Here is a 15252-nt window from a genome sequence, read left to right on the forward strand (position 1 = left end):
TTGGCCGGCCAACCTGCCCTGCCAGGCAAACCCGGGACGGCTTGGAGCCGCCGGGTTGGGGTGGTGTTGTCGCGGCTTGCCGGGTGCGTTCATGCCTGTCTCGTTTGTCGCCGTAGGGCCTATCCGGCCGCGCCGGCTGACTCAGCCGGCCGCCGTGGCCGGCCTGTCGGCCGTTGTCTTGCCGCCTGCCCCGGCCAGTCCGGTCCGGGCGGTGTCCAGGGCCGCTTCCACCATGGCCGAGACCCGGGCGGCCTCCTCGGGCCGGTCGCGCTTGAGGCAGCCGGCGGCGTAAATGGCGGTTTTACGTCGCAACTCCTTCTCAATGCAAGCAAAGTGCCAGGCAGTTGTTTCCGGCCGCCCCAGCAAGCCCACCATGGCCCGGATGCGAAAGAGGTCCTGGCCGATGTAGAGGGTGGAGAGCTGGTCGCCCCGGCCGCCGTGGCGCACGACCTGATATTCGTCCAAAAGCCCGATGGGGCGCGTGAGCATGATGCGCAGCCACAGGTCGTAGTCCTCACAGGCCGGCAGGCTCTCGTCGAAAAAGCCCGCCCCCTCGATGACGCCGCGCCTGAAAATGGTGGTGGACGGACTGACCAGGCACATGCCGAGCGACGCCTCGAAAAACCAGCCGTCAGGCTTTTTGTGGATATGGGTGGGGTTGACCCGCTTGCCGCCGCGCATCCAGATTTCCTGGGTCTGGCTGACGGCGTGGCCGGTGGCGGCCATGTAGGCGAGCTGGCGTTCGGTCTTCTTGGGCAGCCATTCGTCGTCGGAATCCAGCAGGGCCAGATAGTCGCCGCGCGCCGCCCGCACAGCTTCGTTGCGGGCCGCCGACACGCCGCCGGGCGTGTGGCGGCGCAGCACCCGGATTCGCGGATCGTCAAAGCCGGCCAACACCCCGGCCGTGTCGTCCACCGAGCCATCGTCCACGATGAGGATTTCCAGGGCGGTCCAGGTTTGCCCCAGGGCCGAGGCCACGGCCCGGGGCAGCAACTCGGCCCGGTCGCGGGTGGGAATGATGACCGTGACAAGGGGGCCGGCCGACGATAGGAAACCATCATGCGTCATGGCCCCGACACTACATGCCGGGGGCCGCGCTGCCAAGGCCGCCGGCCTTGGGACGCTTTCCCCAACCGGAGCCGCCATGATGGACCAGCCGCATCTCGACCCCGTGCGCGACTACCGCCGCCGGACCGCCCGCCGTCCGGGCGAGCACAGCTTCCAGGTGGTGGTGGCCCAGACCGATCTTTACGTCACGGCCCAGCACGATCTGGCTCGGGACATGGCCGACTACGTGTCCGAGCTTCGGGCCGGCCTGTCCACGTATCTGCTCCTGCATCCCGACTTCCAGCGCAGCCTGACGCCGGTGGCGGCCGGCCCGGACGCGCCGGCCATCGCCCAGGACATGGCCGAGGCGGCGACCCGGTTTGGCGTGGGGCCCATGGCCGCCGTGGCCGGGGCTTTCGCCCAGGCCGTGGCCGACCGGTTCGTGGGCCGCTCCCCGGAGCTCTTGGTGGAAAACGGCGGCGACGTTTATCTGCACGGCAAAAAGGAACGGCTGGTGGCCCTGCTGGCCAAGCCCGTGGAAGGGGCACGGCTGGCCTTGCGCTTCGACGCGGCCAGCCTGCCGGCGGCGGTGTGCGCCTCCTCGGCCACGGTGGGGCCGTCGCTGAGCTTAGGGCGAGCCGACATGGTGACGGTGGTGGCCGACCGGGGGGCGGTGGCCGACGCGGCGGCCACCGCCCTGGCCAACCTGCTCGTCACGGCCGAGGACATGGAAGGCGTGCTGGCCGCCGCCAAGGGCATGGCCCGGCGCGGCGTGCGCGGCGTCTTTGTCCAGCTCGGCGACCTCGTGGGCCTGATTGGCGAGCTCGACCTCGTGGCCCTGGAATAAGCGCCGTCAGCGGCCTTTTCCCGGACCAAAATAGACAGTCTCTTCACGGGCGTCGACTCGTGCCCCTCTCCCGCCCGACGCCCTGCCCAGACAACAAAACGGGCCGCCTCCCCAACAAGGGAAGCGGCCCGTTGGCTATTTTTCTCGCGCCGGGCGGCCTAGACGAAGACCAGCGCCCCGTCCTGCATGTCCACCGTGACGGTCTGGCCGTCCGACACCTGGCCGCCGATGAGGGCCTTGGCCAGGGGCGTTTCGATGTGGGCCTGCAAATAGCGCCTAAGCGGCCGCGCCCCGAAGACCGGATCGTAGGCCGTCTCGGCGATAAACGCCTTGGCCGCGTCGGACAGCGCCAGGCTGATCTTGCGGTCGGCCAGACGGGCGCGCAGCCCGCCGAGCATGAGTTCCACGATGGCGGCGATCTGTTCGCGCAACAGCGGCTTGAAGAGCACGACCTCGTCCACGCGATTGAGGAACTCCGGCCGGAAGTGCCCGCGCAAGGTGTTCATGACCGACTCGGACACGCCTTCCTTGAACTCGCCCGAGGGCAGGATGCCGTCGAGCATGTACTGGGCCCCGAGGTTGGAGGTCATGATGATGATCGTGTTCTTGAAATCCACGGTGCGGCCATGGCTGTCGGTGAGCCGGCCGTCATCGAGGATTTGCAGCAACGCGTTGAACACATCGCTGTGGGCCTTTTCGATCTCGTCAAAGAGCACCACGCTGTAGGGCTTGCGGCGCACGGCCTCGGTGAGCTGGCCGCCCTCGTCGTAGCCGATGTACCCCGGAGGCGCGCCGATGAGCCGGGCCACGGTGTGGCGCTCCATGTATTCCGACATGTCCAGGCGCACGATGTTGTCCTCGGTGTCGAAAAGCGCCGCGGCCAGGGTCTTGCACAGCTCGGTCTTGCCCACGCCCGTGGGGCCAAGGAAGATGAATGACCCGATGGGCCGGCCGGGGTCCTTCAGCCCCGCCCGGGCGCGCAGCACGGCGTCGGCCACGGCCGTGACCGCCTCGTCCTGGCCCACCACCCGGTCATGGAGCACCTCTCCCAGGCGCAGAAGTTTCTCGCGCTCGCTTTCCAGCAGCCGCGTCACCGGGATGCCGGTCCAACGCGAGATGACCATGGCGATGTCGTCCGGGGCGACTTCCTCGCGGATAAGCCGCGTGCCGCCGGCCGCCTTGGCGATGGCCGCTTCCTGGCCGGCCAGATCGCGCTCCAGACCGGCCAGGCGACCGTAGCGCAGCTCGGCCGCCTTGTTGAGGTCGTAGGCGCGCTCGGCCTCCTCGATAGCCAGCTTGGTCTTTTCGATGTCTTCCTTGACGCGCCGCAGGACCTCCACGGCCCCCTTCTCCTTTTCCCACTGGGTCATGAAGCTGGCCTGGCTTTCCTTCAAATTGGCCAGCTCTTCCTCAAGCTTTTCCAGGCGCTCGCGGGAGGCCTTGTCGGTTTCGCGCCGAAGCGCCTCGCGCTCGATTTCCAGCTGCATGACCTTGCGGTTGATCTGGTCGAGCTCGGCCGGCAGCGAATCGATCTCGGTGCGGATCATGGCTGCGGCCTCGTCGATGAGGTCGATGGCCTTGTCCGGCAACTGCCGGTCGGGCAGGTAGCGCTGGGACAGCACCGCCGCCTCGACCAGGGATGAGTCATTGATGCGCACGCCGTGGTGCACCTCGAAGCGCTCGCGAAGGCCACGCAGGATAGAGATGGTGTCCTCCACCGTCGGCTCGTCGACAAAGACCGGCTGGAAGCGCCGCTCCAGGGCCGGGTCCTTTTCGATGTACTTGCGATACTCGTCCAGGGTCGTGGCGCCGATGCAGTGCAGTTCGCCCCGGGCCAGCATGGGCTTGAGCAGGTTGCCCGCGTCCATGGAGCCTTCGGTCTTGCCCGCGCCGACGATGGTATGCAGTTCGTCGATAAACAGGATGACCCGGCCTTCGGAGCTCTGCACTTCCTTGAGCACGGCCTTGAGGCGTTCCTCAAATTCGCCCCGGTACTTGGCCCCGGCAATAAGCGCGCCCATGTCGAGGGCGAAGATGGTCTTTTCCTTGAGGCCCTCGGGCACGTCCTTGTTGACGATGCGCATGGCCAAGCCTTCGACGATGGCCGTCTTGCCCACGCCCGCCTCGCCGATGACCACGGGATTGTTCTTGGTGCGGCGCGACAGGATGCGGATGACGCGGCGAATCTCCTCGTCGCGGCCGATGACCGGATCGATCTTGCCCTTTCTGGCGGCGTCCACCAGATCGCGGCCGTACTTGGTCAGGGCCTCGTAGGTGGCTTCGGGGTCGGCCGAGGTGACGCGCTGGCCGCCGCGTATCTCGGTCAGAGCGGCCAGGATGCGGTTCTTATCGATACCAAGCGCCTTGTTCACCTGGCCGGCCAGGGTGGACGGCCCCTCGTCGCAAAAAGCGAGGAACAGGTGTTCCACGCTGACGTATTCATCCTTGAGGTGGCGGGCCAGATCCTGGCCCTTGACCAGAATTTCGTTGAGGCGCGGGGTCACGTAGACCTGCCCCGGCTGCGCGCCCGGGCCGCTGACCTTGGGCAGGCGGGACAGCCCGCGTTCCAGCTCGGCCAGATAGGCCTGGCTGTTGTAGCCGGCCTTGTCCAGGATGCGGGGCACCAGCCCCTGGTCCTGGGTCAACAGGGCATAGAGCAGGTGCTCGGCGTCGACCTGCTGTTGGCCCATGCGAACGGCGACGGCCTGGGCCTCGCCGATGGCTTGCTGCGACTTTTGCGTAAACTTGTTGAGATCCATGCGTATCCTCCTCCGTGGCTGTCCAACAGATAAGATCGCTTCGGAGCTTGGCAACAACTCTGCAAAAATTTATTTTCCCCGCCGCAACCATAGTCTTGCAGCGTAAAAAAACAGGCTACAGCAGTCGATGCAGCTCGTTGACCTTGCCTTCCAGATACTCGATGCGTTCCAGCAGATCGACCACGATGCTGGCTCCGAGGAGCGGCAGTTCGAAATCGCGCTGGATGCGGTCGAGCTTGCGCAGGCGATAGACGTCGCGGCTGCGGAACAAATAGGCCTCGGCCGTGGTGCGCTCGGGGGTGATCCAGCCCAGTTCGATGAGTTCGCCGACAACGGTCGGGTGCAGACCGGTGAGTTCCTGAAGCTGGGCAAAGCTCAGCTTTTCGGACCGGGCGGGGACGCTGCCGGCGATGACGACGTGCTTGATTTCCATGGCGGCCTCCCTCGCTCCCTAAAAGTTCCTGGGGCTGAAATCCGATGACACGGCGGCGAGCTTTTCCCAGAGTTCCTTTTGCTCGTCGCTTGCGCTTGTCGGCACCTGCACCATGAGCCGCACGAGCTGGTCGCCGCGCTGTCCCTTGCCGGAAAGGCCCTTGCCGGGCAGGCGCAGCTTGCGCCCGGAGGACGAGCCGGCCGGGATGTTCATCTCCACCGCGCCGTCCAGGGTCGGCACCCGCACCTTGCCCCCCAGCGCCGCTTCCCAGGGGGCCAGGGGCAGGTCGAGGATGACGTTGGCCTCCTCCAGCTTGAACAGCGCATGGGGCAGGATCTTGACCTTCAGATACAGGTCGCCGGCCTGGCCGCCGGCCCGGCCGGGATTGCCCTGGCCGGCCAGACGGATCTTGGCCCCGTCGCGCACCCCGGCCGGGATGGAGACGTTGAGCCGCTTGGTGCCCAGGCGCGGGGAACCGTCCGGGCCGATGGTCTGTTCCTGAAAGGCCACTTCCTTGCCGCCGCCCTTGTAGGCTTCCTCCAGGGTCAGCTCCAGGGTGGCGTTGGCGTCGGCCCCTCGGGTGGGGCCGCGCGAATAGCCGCCGGCCCCGCCAAAGCCGCCCGCGCCGCCAAAGCCGCCGAAATCGGTGAACCCTCCGGCCCGGCCGCCCCGGCCGGCGGACGCGCCGCCGCCCATGCCGCCGCCCATTCCACCAAAGATGGTTTCGAAAAAGTCGGAGAACGACCCGGCGTCGAACTGCTGGCCGCCCGGGCCGCCGAAATTGTAGCGGACGTTTTCAAACCCCGGCGGACGCTGGAAATGCTGGCCGTCCTGCCAGTTGGCTCCGAGGGAATCGTAGAGCTTGCGCTTTTCGGGGTCTTTTAAGACCTCGTAGGCCTCGTTGCACTCCTTGAACTTCTTCTCGGCCTCGGGGTCGTTCTGGTTGAGGTCGGGATGGTGCTTACGGGCGAGCTTCTTGAAAGCCTTGGATATTTCATCCTGGCTGGCGGTCTTGGAGACGCCGAGGAGCTTGTAGTAATCCTTGTATGCAACGCTCATAGGGGCAGTATCTCCCATTTCCGGCTGGTGGCCCGGCAAGTTTACATAATAAGTCGAGGTCCTGCCGCGTCAACCGCCGGACCATTTTTTCGGCGAACTCCCTGCCCTGTCAGACCTACACCAGGGCAGCGGCAAAGGCCAGAGGCGCGCTTGCCAAGGCCGCCCCAAGCCGCTAGCCTGCCCCTCCTATGTCGAAAAAAGACGACCCCACCGCCTTTCGCCCCTTTGCCGACTCCCTCAAAGGCGTCAAGGTGGCCCGGAAAAAGGACCTTCCCCCGGCCGTGTCCAAGGCCGTGGCCGCTGCCGCCGCCAAACCGACCGCTCCCGAGGAAATTGACGAATCGGATTTCCTGCGGGCCATGTCCGGCGTGGCCAAGCTCGACCGGGAAAAAATTGGCGGCCGTGACGTGCGTCCCGTCGCGCCGCCGCCAGCCCCCCCCTCCCCGGCCGACGAGGAGCAAAACGCGCTCACCGCCCTGCGCGATCTCGTCGACGGCAAGGTGGAATTCACCCTGGAATACAGCGATGAATACGTCCAGGGCTTCATCACCGACCTCGACCCCAAGATCTACCGCCAACTGCGGGCCGGCCAGTTCTCGCCCGAGGCCCATCTGGACCTCCACGGTTTCAACGCCGATCAGGCCAAGCTCACCCTGTTCCATTTCATGCGCGAGCAGTATCTGGCCGGCAAGCGCTGCCTGCTGCTCATTCCCGGCCGCGGGGCCAATTCCCCGGGGGGGCTGCCGGTGCTCAAGGAAGAACTCAAGTCCTGGCTCACCCACGACCCCTTAAAGCGCGTGGTGTTGGCCTTTACCACCGCCCTGCCCCGCCACGGCGGCGCGGGCGCGCTGTACGTGCTCATGCGCAAATACAAAAAGACCAAGGGCAAGGTCCGCTTCGAAAAGGACTGGCCGGATTTCGGCTAGTGTCGCGTCCGGCAACCGTCGCCATCCCTGCCCCGGATCACGAAAAAACGCGGCCGCGCCCTTTCGGAGCGCGGCCGCGTCTCGTTTTGCGTCAAATTTTCGCTTCAGGCCGCCCAGGACCCCGACGGGGCCAGACAGGCGTCGATCTCCCGGGTCTTTTCCAGAATGCGGCCCCGGATGGCCTTGAATGCCGTCAGTTCCTTGACGCCATAGCGTTTTTTGGTCTGCACCAGCCCAGCCAAGTCCATGATCTCGTTGTAGAGATAGGGCATGTAGAGCGGATCGTGGCGGGTAAAGAACTGGATCTGGGAGAGCAGGTCCTTGATCTCCTGCTGGTGCTTGTCGGCCTTGCGCATGAGCTTTTCCAGCCGCCGGGAAGCGTTTTTGAGCGACGTCGCCCAGGACGCGGCCTTGGGCGCGAAGATGGGCCGCACGCGCGGACTGGCCGCCCGGGCCAGGGCCGAGAGAAACACGTCCTTGGCCGCGCCCCGGCTGGCGAAAAGCTCCCCCGAGGCCAGATCGGCCGGCCCCAAGTTGACCGCACCGTCGATGACCACGCCGCCGCCGTAGAGGTTGAAAAACCCGGCCGAGGAGGCGGCGATGTCCTTTTCGATGTCGCGCTTGGCAGCCAAAAAACCCATGTGGGTGTAGATGGTCTGGCCGTGCAGATTATTGAGCTTCACGTCGTCGCGGGGATTGTAGGTGTGCACCCAGACGGCGTTGTGGTGGCCGTCCACGTGGGTGCGTTCGCCCTGCCAGGACAGGTCGCAGCCGACGAACACGAAGCGTTCGGCCCCGGCCCAGCCCAGCAGGCGTTCCAACGTCACCGACACGTTGCCGCCGGCGTCCAGCACCAGTTCCTGGTCCTTGAGCACGTAGGTGCCGATGCCGCCCTGGGTCCACAGCGGGATGCGCGGCCCGGGATAACGGGCCACCACCGCCGGGTCCATCTTGGTGGAATAGACAAAGGGGATATCGGCCGCAAACGACAGGTCGCGCAAATTATCCAGGCTTTGCATCATGTTGTCGTTAAAATCGATGGCCAGACACAGGTCAGGCTTGATGCCCAGCCGCTCCAGGGCCGGCAGGGTCTGGAGGGCGGCGGCGTAAAAGCCCTTGTCGCGATGCTCCCGCAGCACCGGCGCGAACCCGGCCAGAGACGGACCCGCCCCAAGCAGCACGGCCGTCAGTCCCTTGGCCATACCGGCCATGCGGGCCAGACTGCCTTCGTCCATGGCCCGGGAATAATTGCGCAGTTCGTTGCCGACCATGACTTCCTGCTTGTGGCGCAGCGTGGTGAGCTCCACCGACAGGCTTTCCATCTTGGCTTTGACCAGCGCCCCCAGGCGCGGATATTCCGGCCCTATCTGCTGGCAGGCCAGATCGTTTCGCAGCCAGACCCGGGAAAACAGGAAGCTCACGTCAAAATTTTGGATGGCCAGCTCAATGTCGGCCGCGCGGGGCGGCACGAAACGCAGCTTGCCATGGCGCAGATAAGGCCGGTAATCGGTCTGGCCCAGGCAAGCCAGGAGCATCTCCGGCCGGGGTTCGGCCACCAGCACCTTGTGGGAATCCGGCGTGCCGGTCAGCACGTGGTTGAGGCCATAACCGATGCCCACGCCGACAATGATGGTTCCCGCGCCCTCAAGCTGCTCCTTGGGCCGCCAGTCGCGGTAGAAAAACGGCGGTGGCAGCTTCTCGAACAGCCCCACGCCGTCGTCCATGCGCCAATCCACGATGCCCGAGGCGTTGCGGTGCAGCCGCTCGTGGACAATGGCCGGATCGGGATTTTCCTCGGCCAGCCAGCGCCCGACCGGGTCGCCGGTCTCGGCCAGATACGCCAGGTTGTCGGCAAGGTACTTGTTGATCTCCATGGCCCCTTCCTTGGTTGAACTGACCAAGCCCAAGCAAATTTCCTGCCACTCTTGCCGGTTGGCGGTTTTTTGCCTACCACGGACCCTGCCCGGACGAATGCGGGCCAAATTTCCGAGAGGCGCGCCATGATCCACGATTCCGTGTTGTCCCTGGTCGGCAAGACACCGCTGGTGCGGATGCGCCGGGTTTGCCCCAATCCGCGCGTGACCATCTGCGCCAAGATCGAGTCGCGAAACCCCGGCGGCTCCATCAAGGACCGGGTGGCCCTGGCCATGATCGAAGCGGCCGAACGCTCGGGGGAACTCACCTCCGGGCGCACGGTCATCGAGGCCACCTCGGGCAACACCGGCATCGGCCTGGCCATGGTCTGCGCCGTCAAGGGCTACCCGCTAAAGCTGCTCATGCCGGCCTCGGCCTCGGAGGAACGCAAGCGCATCATGCGTGCCTACGGCGCGGAAATCGTGCTCACCCCGGGCAACCGGGGCACCGATGGGGCCATCGAGGAAGCCTACCGCCTGGCCCGGGAAGAACCCGACCGCTACGTGCTCATGGACCAGTTCAACAACCCGGCCAGCATCGAAGCCCACTACGCGGCCACGGCCGTGGAGATCTTCGAATCCACGGGCGGGGCCGTCACCCACGTGGTGGCCGCCCTGGGCACCTCGGGCACGGCCATGGGGCTGGTCAAGAAATTGAAAGAACTCAACCCCGCCATCACCGTGGCGGCGGTGGAGCCCAGGCCCGGCCATAAGATCCAGGGCCTTAAAAACATGCAGGAGTCCTATCCTCCGGGCATATTTAACAAGCACGCCCTGGACGCCATCGTGCCGGTAGAGGACGAGGACGCCTTTGCCATGGCTCGGCGTCTGGCCCGGGACGAAGGCATCCTGGCCGGCATGAGCGGCGGCGCGGCCATGGCGGCGGCGGCGCGGCTGGCCGGGGAACTGGCCGAGGGGCTCATCGTGGTCATCCTGGCCGACAGCGGCGAGCGCTACCTGTCCACCACCCTTTTTGCCGCGCCCGAGAAAAAAGGCGTGGCGCTCACCAGCGTCGGCCAGCCCGATCCGGTCCATCTCGACCCGGCCGCGGCCGCGCCCGGGCTTTTCACCTTCGGCCCGCCCCTGCCCGAACCCGGCGACCTGGACGCCTGGCGGCGCATCGTCACCCTGGACGTGCTGCGGCGCACCCTTTCCCGCTCCGGCGGCCGGCCGACCCTGGCCGTGGGCCTGGCCGACCTGGACGACCGCTGCCTGGATGCCTCGCGGGCGGCCGGACGCAAGTGCCGGGAGTATGCTGCCGAAGCCCGGGAGCAGGTCGCCGCCCTGGCCGAAAGCCTGGGCGTCGCCGACGCGGTCTTTCCCCTAGCCGGCGAGGCCATGGACGAGGCCATGGCCCTGGCCCGAAAGCTTATGGACAAGGGCCTGGCCTACGAGAAGCTGCGCAGCGTCTACTTCGACGTGGCCCGGGACAAGGCCTACGGCGGCCTGCTCGGCCTGGACATGACCAAGCTGTGCCTGGGCAAGACCGTGGATCTCGACTCCTACGCCAAGGACCATCCCCGGGATTTCACGCTTTTAAAGCGCGTGAGCCTCAAGGATCTCAAGGCCGGCGACGTCTGGGCCACGGCCTGGGGCAACGTGCGGCCGAGCTGGTTTCTCCAGATGGCCTCGGCGGCCGTGCGCGCCCTGCCGGCCGTGACGGTGGTGGCCACCGACGAGGACAAGACCTTCCCACATATCGAGAACCTGCGCGCCGTCTGGGCTGGCGGGGCCGGGCTGGCCCCGGCCGTCTGGCTGGTCGGCGGGCGCATCTGCGGCCGCGAAGGGGCCGAGGCCGTGCCGACCCTGGCCGATCTGCTTGGCTACGGCGTCCATCCCCTGACCGTGCGGGCCTGGCTGCTCTCCACGAGCTACCACAAGCCCCTTTGCGCCGCGCCCGAGGCCCTGGCCATGTGGGAACGCAACCGGGCGCGCATCCAGGAACTGGCCGCCGGCCTGACCCTGGCCGCCGGAGAGGGACAACCCTCGGGCGCGGCCCAGGCCGAGGCCGAAGGATTGGAAGCGGCCCTGGAGGCCGCCCTGGCCGAAGACCTGTCCGTGGCCCAGTTCTGGCCGGCTCTTTTCGCCTTCGCCCGCCAGGCCAACGCCGGACTGGCCGCAGGAACGCTTGGCGGCGCCGACGCCGCCCGCCATCTGGCCGCCCTGGCCGCCGCCGACGCCGCCCTTGGGCTGCTCGACCCGGCCGGGCTGCCGCTGTCGCCCCCCCACTGGCCGGCCGAGGCGGCGCGGCTCATCGAAGCCCGAGCCCAGGCCCGGGCGGCCAAGGACTTCACCCGGGCCGACGCCCTGCGCCGCGACATCGAGGCCATGGGGCTGCGCCTGGAAGACGCTCCCGGGGGGGCGCGCCTTTTCGCTGCCCGGCCGTCTCCGGGCCGGGGCAAGCCGTGAGCGACTGTCTGGCCACGGGATTCGCCGGCTGCGACCGGGCGGCCGATCCAGACATTTTCGTGCGCTGCCTGCGCTATCTCGCCGCCGCCCCGGGGATGCGATCCATCAAGGACGAAAGCCTGGCCTGGCTGGGCCTTGCCCCCGGCGACACCGCCCTGGACCTGGGCTGCGGCCTGGGCGGGGAAGCGACGGCCATGGCCGGGAGCGTCGCCCCGTCCGGTTTGGCCGTGGGCCTGGACGCCAGCCGGGTGATGCTGGCCCGGGCGGCCAATGCAGCCGGTCAAGCCGCCGTGCGTCCGGTCTTCGTGGCCGGCGACGGCGCTCACCTGCCCTTTGTCGACGGAGCCTTCGCCGGCTGCCGGGTGGAGCGCACCCTGCAACATGTGCCCGTCCCTGGGGCTGTGCTGGCCGAGATGGCGCGGGTGACGCGCCCGGGCGGGGCAGTCGTTGCCGTGGAGCCGGACTGGGGCACGTTCGTGGTGGATTCCAGCCATACGGCTGTGGCCCGGCGGTTGGCGGAATTTTGGTGCGACAGCTTCCGCCGCGGCTGGATCGGCCGAGAACTCGGCCGCTTGCTGTCCGAGGCCGGCCTGAAGGAAATCGAGGTGATCGGGCGGTCGCTTGTGCTGCGCGAACTGGCCGCCGCCGAGGCGGTCTACAGCCTGTCCGACACGGCCGACCGAGCCGTGGCCGCCGGGGCGCTGCCCCAGGGCGCGACGGGGTCGTTTCTGACGGAACTGCGCCGCCGCGACGCGGCCGGCACGTTTTTTTCGAGCCTCACCTTCTTCCTGGCCCGGGGCCGCAAGCCCCGGACCTGACGCCGGCCCGGCCGCCCGGCTATTTGGGCAAGGGCGCGGCCACCAGCAAAATCCATTTCTCGCCAAAGGTCTTTTCCGCAAAAGCCTTGCGAAAAGCGGCCATGCCGGCCGGCTCGGACAGCATCAGCTCATGGCTGCCCCGGCCCGGAGTGGCGTGGGCGAAGCGGACCTTGCCGGCGGCGTCGCGGTAAAGGACGCCGACGTGGTAGTAATAGAGGCGGCCTTTGATCTCTTTGCTCAGCGCCGCGTAAGCGACCTCGCCCGGAGCCAACTTCGGCAGCACGGCGGCCCAGGCGGCCGCGTCGTGCAGGGGAAAGCCGCGAAACCGGGCCGCGTCCACAGCCTCGGGAGCCGGCGGCAGGCCCGGGCCCGGCACAAGCAGCCGACGGGGCAGGCCGTCGGTGACGTTTAAGATCAGGTCGTAGCCGAAGTCCCAGTCTTCGCCGGCCGCCGCGCCCGGGCCGGAATCGCTCTTGCGGTCGCGGCGCATGGCGTCCAGGGGCAGGGGGCGGCCCAGGATGCCCCGGGAGGCCGTGACCACGAAGCCGCTGCAATTGAGCCCCCGATCCGGGAAGGTTCTGGACTGGTCGGCAAACAGGGTATGACGGCCGGCGGGGTCGTCCACGCCGTCGTCGCGGTAGGGCGTGCCGAGAAGCGGGGTCACGGCGTCGGACGGCGCGGCGGCCAAGGCGGCGTCAAAGATGCAACAGACGGCCAAAGCGACGGCCAGGGCGACCAGGAGCGTTTGACCGCGCGGCAAAAGCCGCGTAACATCCATAAGATAATCGGGCCGCAAGGACTGGGGCCGTTTCCCGGACAAGGCCGGAACACCACGGAAGTTGCTCAGGAGGCGGAGCATGAAGTTTACCATTGAGATCAAGGGTTTCGGTCAGCGCATTTTCTATTCCTACATTGAGAAGGAAGTGGTGCGCGAGGCCCGCGAAGCCAACCGGGAACGCTACATCGAATACATCTACCACGGCGTGGACAACAATCTCCACTCTTCGGGCGAGGATCTGCTGGAAAGCAACCGCCCCGTGGTCTACATTATTGTCAATGAAAAAGAAAAGCTCCGGGTGAGCCTAAGCAAGATCAATTGCGAGGTCAAGAGCTACCCGGCCAAGAAGATTTTCCAGCCCTACGTCAAAAACAATCTGCTGTACTGCTTCGGCTACAATGAAGAATACATCCACACGTATTCCTTCAGCGACGTCGAAGAGATCGATATCGACAAGATCACCGCCCGCATTGTGGAGACAGAGATCCCCAAGACTATCGAAAACAACGTCTGGCTGCAAAAAGTCATCCACATCGAAAGCATGCTCTACGACGGCAAGGAGATCAAGCGCGAGGAGTTCCTGTCGCGCCCCATGGGGACCAACCTCGGGCCGGTCATTATCGATCTGGAGTAAGCGCCGCCTGTTGGCGATGCGAAAAAAGCCCGGCGCATGCGCCGGGCTTTTTTGTTGCCCCATGCGGGGGGTCTGGGGGCCTCAGGCCCCCAGCCGCCGGAGGCATTCTTCAATCTCCCCTCGCCCCCCGTTATCGCCCCTGTTCAGCAATTACCCGCAGCTCTCGGGCGGCGGCTTCGGGGTCCGGGGCGGCGCAGATGGCTGACACCATGGCCAGTCCGGCCGCGCCGGCGGCCATGACCGCGGCCGCGTTGGCCGCCGTCACCGCGCCAATGGCCACCACCGGCACCTCGGCCAGGGCAATCATGCGGATCAAGCCCTCAATCCCCTGGGGCGCGCCGGCGTCTTTTTTGGTGGCCGTGGCGAAAACCGGCCCGGCCCCGAGGTAATCGACCGGCTCTCCACGGGCGGCCCGGGCCTCGTCCTCGCCGGTGACGGAAAGCCCCAGCAGGCGGTCCGGGCCGATGAGCGCGCGCACGTCGGCCGGGCGCATGTCGTCTTGGCCCACGTGGACGCCGTCGGCGTCGCAGGCCAGGGCCACGTCCACCCGGTCGTTGATGACGAGCCTGGCTCCAAGGGGGCGCACAAGGCCTACCAGCGCCCGGGCCAGCTCCACGAACTCCCGGGTGCAGGCGTTTTTCTCGCGCAGCTGCACGAGCTTCGCCCCGCCGGCCACGGCCCGGCCCACGACGTCGAGCAGGTCGCGACCGGCAAGGCATCCCCGGTCCGTGACGAGATAGAGGGTTGGATCGAAGTTCGGTTTCATGCGCTCACCCGCGCCCCGGCCGCGATTTCGGCCTCGGTGAGGCTGTAGACCACATCCAGGAAACGCACGGCCAGGCTGCCCGGACCGGCCACGCCGGCTGCGGCGAGGCGGCCGGCGGCGGCCATGACGGCCATGGCGTGGCAGGTAGCGGCGAAATAGTCGGGATTGACGGCCAAAAACGCGCCCACAAAGGCCGTGGCCGTGCAGCCAAGGCCCGTGACCCGGGTCATCATGGCATGGCCCCCGGCCAGCTCCACCACGCGCTCGCCGTCGGTCACCACATCCACCTCGCCGCTGACGCACACCGTGCAGCCCAGGGACCGGGCCAGGGCCACGGCGGCCGGCGCGGCCTCGCGGCTGGCGTGCTGGCTGTCGGCGCCCTTGGAAAGGGCGGCCTCGCCGGCCAGGGCGAGGATTTCCGAGGCATTGCCCCGGACGGCGGCCAGCCGCACGGTTTCCAGCATCCGCCCGGCCACCTCGCGTCGCCGGGAGGTGACGCCGGCGGCCACGGGATCAAAGACCACGGGCACGCCGCCGGCATTGGCGGCCCCGCCCGCAGCCAGCATGGCCTCAATATTCTCGCCGCCCGGGGTGCCCATGTTGCACACCAGCGCCCCGGCCAGGGCGGCCAGTTCGGCGGCGTCGGCCGGATGGTGGGTCATGGCCGGCGAAGCTCCCAGGGCCAGCAGGGCGTTGGCCGTGGCATTGGTGACCACGTTGTTGGTGATATTGACGACCAGCGGCGCGTTTTGACGGATGCGGGCGAGATCGGCGAAGACGGCTGCGGCGAACGGCATGGCGATGTCCCGAGGGGTTGGAGTTGGCAACAATCGACTGGCTTGGGGATAGCCCGAGGCGGCCCC

The 15252-nt window shown here is 67.3% G+C and carries 13 protein-coding genes; 5 read left to right on the forward strand and 8 right to left on the reverse strand.

Going from position 1 to position 15252, the window contains the following annotated elements; genetic code table 11:
- Positions 1–141: 141 nt before the first annotated feature.
- Positions 142–1068: a glycosyltransferase family 2 protein gene (locus DMR_RS14615; RefSeq protein ID WP_015861716.1), complete on the reverse strand. Its 927-nt coding sequence runs from the start codon at positions 1066–1068 to the stop codon at positions 142–144.
- Between the two features lie 76 nt (positions 1069–1144).
- Here DMR_RS14615 and DMR_RS14620 point away from each other — a divergent pair, with 76 nt between their 5' ends.
- On the forward strand, positions 1145–1894 hold the full coding sequence (locus tag DMR_RS14620; RefSeq protein ID WP_015861717.1) for a UPF0280 family protein: 750 nt from the start codon (positions 1145–1147) through the stop codon (positions 1892–1894).
- Between the two features lie 158 nt (positions 1895–2052).
- Here the strand turns inward: DMR_RS14620 and clpB are convergent, their stop codons facing one another.
- From clpB to DMR_RS14635, 3 genes are all read right to left on the reverse strand, one after another.
- Entirely contained in the window at positions 2053–4653 is a 2601-nt protein-coding gene (gene clpB, locus DMR_RS14625; protein WP_015861718.1) for an ATP-dependent chaperone ClpB, read from the reverse strand.
- 115 nt (positions 4654–4768) lie between these two features.
- Positions 4769–5086 carry a chaperone modulator CbpM gene (locus tag DMR_RS14630; RefSeq protein WP_006921245.1) on the reverse strand — a complete coding sequence of 106 codons (318 nt, stop codon included), beginning with the start codon at positions 5084–5086 and terminating at the stop codon, positions 4769–4771.
- Between the two features lie 18 nt (positions 5087–5104).
- Positions 5105–6145, reverse strand: a complete 1041-nt coding sequence (locus tag DMR_RS14635) for a DnaJ C-terminal domain-containing protein (protein ID WP_015861719.1) — start codon at positions 6143–6145, stop codon at positions 5105–5107.
- Between the two features lie 188 nt (positions 6146–6333).
- Between DMR_RS14635 and DMR_RS14640 the strand changes: the two genes are divergently transcribed.
- Complete coding sequence (locus DMR_RS14640) at positions 6334–7071, forward strand: Smr/MutS family protein (RefSeq protein WP_015861720.1); 738 nt, start codon at positions 6334–6336, stop codon at positions 7069–7071.
- A 104-nt stretch (positions 7072–7175) separates the two neighbouring features.
- Here the strand turns inward: DMR_RS14640 and DMR_RS14645 are convergent, their stop codons facing one another.
- The gene (locus DMR_RS14645) at positions 7176–8945 is read right to left on the reverse strand and encodes a motility associated factor glycosyltransferase family protein (protein WP_043600775.1); all 1770 of its coding nucleotides are present in this window, start codon (positions 8943–8945) and stop codon (positions 7176–7178) included.
- A gap of 126 nt (positions 8946–9071) precedes the next feature.
- Here DMR_RS14645 and DMR_RS14650 point away from each other — a divergent pair, with 126 nt between their 5' ends.
- Entirely contained in the window at positions 9072–11393 is a 2322-nt protein-coding gene (locus DMR_RS14650) for a cysteine synthase (RefSeq protein WP_015861722.1), read from the forward strand.
- Positions 11390–12211, forward strand: coding sequence for a methyltransferase domain-containing protein (locus DMR_RS14655; RefSeq protein ID WP_015861723.1), 822 nt, complete (start codon positions 11390–11392; stop codon positions 12209–12211). The genes DMR_RS14650 and DMR_RS14655 overlap by 4 nt, the downstream gene beginning before the upstream one ends.
- Before the next feature lie 19 nt (positions 12212–12230).
- On the opposite strand, the gene DMR_RS14660 is transcribed toward DMR_RS14655, so the two are convergent.
- Entirely contained in the window at positions 12231–12989 is a 759-nt protein-coding gene (locus DMR_RS14660; protein ID WP_232502805.1) for a hypothetical protein, read from the reverse strand.
- Positions 12990–13068: 79 nt separating this feature from the next.
- Here DMR_RS14660 and DMR_RS14665 point away from each other — a divergent pair, with 79 nt between their 5' ends.
- Positions 13069–13623: a hypothetical protein gene (locus DMR_RS14665; RefSeq protein WP_015861725.1), complete on the forward strand. Its 555-nt coding sequence runs from the start codon at positions 13069–13071 to the stop codon at positions 13621–13623.
- 130 nt (positions 13624–13753) lie between these two features.
- Here DMR_RS14665 and thiE read toward each other — a convergent pair whose 3' ends face one another.
- Together thiE and thiM are read right to left on the reverse strand one after the other, a co-directional pair.
- The gene (gene thiE / locus DMR_RS14670; RefSeq protein WP_015861726.1) at positions 13754–14389 is read right to left on the reverse strand and encodes a thiamine phosphate synthase; all 636 of its coding nucleotides are present in this window, start codon (positions 14387–14389) and stop codon (positions 13754–13756) included.
- Entirely contained in the window at positions 14386–15186 is an 801-nt protein-coding gene (thiM, locus tag DMR_RS14675; RefSeq protein ID WP_015861727.1) for a hydroxyethylthiazole kinase, read from the reverse strand. Before thiM ends, thiE begins: the two co-directional genes overlap by 4 nt.
- Between the last annotated feature and the right edge of the window lie 66 nt (positions 15187–15252).

The organism is Solidesulfovibrio magneticus RS-1 (genome assembly GCF_000010665.1).
In the GTDB taxonomy this organism is placed as follows: Bacteria; Desulfobacterota; Desulfovibrionia; order Desulfovibrionales; family Desulfovibrionaceae; genus Solidesulfovibrio; species Solidesulfovibrio magneticus.

Excerpts from the sequence above, each read along its gene's own strand:
- DMR_RS14615 (WP_015861716.1), bottom strand. The coding sequence starts at position 1,068 with ATGACGCATGATGGTTTCCTATCGTCGGCCGGCCCCCTTGTCACGGTC.
- DMR_RS14620 (WP_015861717.1), top strand. The coding sequence starts at position 1,145 with ATGATGGACCAGCCGCATCTCGACCCCGTGCGCGACTACCGCCGCCGG.
- clpB (WP_015861718.1), bottom strand. The coding sequence starts at position 4,653 with ATGGATCTCAACAAGTTTACGCAAAAGTCGCAGCAAGCCATCGGCGAG.
- DMR_RS14630 (WP_006921245.1), bottom strand. The coding sequence starts at position 5,086 with ATGGAAATCAAGCACGTCGTCATCGCCGGCAGCGTCCCCGCCCGGTCC.
- DMR_RS14635 (WP_015861719.1), bottom strand. The coding sequence starts at position 6,145 with ATGAGCGTTGCATACAAGGATTACTACAAGCTCCTCGGCGTCTCCAAG.
- DMR_RS14640 (WP_015861720.1), top strand. The coding sequence starts at position 6,334 with ATGTCGAAAAAAGACGACCCCACCGCCTTTCGCCCCTTTGCCGACTCC.
- DMR_RS14645 (WP_043600775.1), bottom strand. The coding sequence starts at position 8,945 with ATGGAGATCAACAAGTACCTTGCCGACAACCTGGCGTATCTGGCCGAG.
- DMR_RS14650 (WP_015861722.1), top strand. The coding sequence starts at position 9,072 with ATGATCCACGATTCCGTGTTGTCCCTGGTCGGCAAGACACCGCTGGTG.
- DMR_RS14660 (WP_232502805.1), bottom strand. The coding sequence starts at position 12,989 with ATGGATGTTACGCGGCTTTTGCCGCGCGGTCAAACGCTCCTGGTCGCC.
- DMR_RS14665 (WP_015861725.1), top strand. The coding sequence starts at position 13,069 with ATGAAGTTTACCATTGAGATCAAGGGTTTCGGTCAGCGCATTTTCTAT.
- thiE (WP_015861726.1), bottom strand. The coding sequence starts at position 14,389 with ATGAAACCGAACTTCGATCCAACCCTCTATCTCGTCACGGACCGGGGA.
- thiM (WP_015861727.1), bottom strand. The coding sequence starts at position 15,186 with ATGCCGTTCGCCGCAGCCGTCTTCGCCGATCTCGCCCGCATCCGTCAA.